Origin of the sequence: Beijerinckia sp. L45, assembly GCF_009765775.1 — a bacterium.
Lineage (GTDB): Bacteria > Pseudomonadota > Alphaproteobacteria > Rhizobiales > Beijerinckiaceae > RH-AL1.
The window spans coordinates 1-1,154 of the sequence record NZ_LMUU01000197.1 but is presented as its reverse complement, the minus strand read 5'-3'; the positions used below and the strand labels follow the sequence as shown (position 1 = coordinate 1,154).

2 protein-coding genes are annotated in these 1,154 nt (G+C 64.9%); one reads left to right on the top strand and one right to left on the bottom strand.

Going from position 1 to position 1,154, the window contains the following annotated elements:
• On the bottom strand, positions 1-434 hold a 434-nt coding region (locus GSQ79_RS21115; protein WP_158810766.1), incomplete at its 3' end, for a hypothetical protein.
• A 335-nt stretch (positions 435-769) separates the two neighbouring features.
• On the opposite strand from GSQ79_RS21115, the gene GSQ79_RS21110 reads away from it, so the two are divergent.
• Positions 770-1,154 (top strand): PAS domain-containing protein (locus tag GSQ79_RS21110; protein ID WP_158810765.1); only part of this gene is annotated, 385 nt, incomplete at its 3' end.

Here is a 1,154-nt window from a genome sequence, read left to right as displayed (position 1 = left end):
CGGCCGAGGTTGAAGACGGTGCCGGTGATCGCGACGTCCGCAAGGCCGTCGCGCCAGGTCAGGCCGCCGTCGGCCGCGACCTCGAAGGAGAGCCACGCGCGGTTCGCGGCGACTGCGGCGTCCGCCTGCAGGCGAGCCTCCCCGAAGGCCCGCCAAGCGAAGACGGTCGCGACCGCGGCGACGACGACGGCGACCGCGGAGATCACCGACGACCGCCACCAATAGGCGCGCTCGTCTTCCCGGTGCTGCTTCTCGCCGGCGTACCGGGCCTGATCCATGGATTCGTGGGGAAGCGCTTGAGCGTTTGGCCCTTCATCCTCGGCTTCATCGGATGCCTGATCGGCGCGGTCGGCACCGCCTACCTCCTCACGATCCTCTGACGACGCGGGACGCGTCTCGGCCCCGGTCGCGTCTTCCTCGATTATAGATGACATCAGTATCCTCCGATCCGGCACTTGGTCTGAACACCGAATAACTGAACATCTGCCAATTATTGACTAATCGACACCAAAAGAGGGGGCCATCCACAGAACACAGTTTACAAATCCGGATCGATATGTCCCGGAAAGACACATATAATAAAAACGTATACTTGTTGCAAGAAAGGTTATTGGGTGAACTAGTGTCGACTTTGAAATGCGGCCCGGCGATTTCCACAAACTTCATCAATCCACCGCACTGTCGTCTTGCCGGGCCGGACCGATCGTCGACGCGCACGGCCCCTCCGACGGTCCCGCCTGGTGGCGCCCGAGGCTCGAGGAACTGCCGAATGGTCCGCGACGACGATGCAAGCGACAGCCGATACCGGATGCTCGCGGACTCCCTGCCTCAGATGGTCTGGGTCATGCAGTCCGAAACGGGCCTGTGCTCCTACGCGAACGGACAGTTCGACGCGTTCTACGGCGACATCGGTCCCGACCGCGATGCGCGGGTGTCCCGCAACCACCCCGACGACGCGCCGCAGATGGAGGCGGCCTGGCGGGCCGCCCTCGAGTCGGGCACGGTCTTCGCGGCGGAGGGGCGCCTGCTGCGCCGCGACGGCGTCTACCGATGGCACAAGCTGATCATGGCCCCGGTGGTCCGCGGCGGGAGAGGGGGGGAGTGGCTTGGAACGGCCCTCGACATCGACGAGATCGTGACGGCGCGGCGGAGGC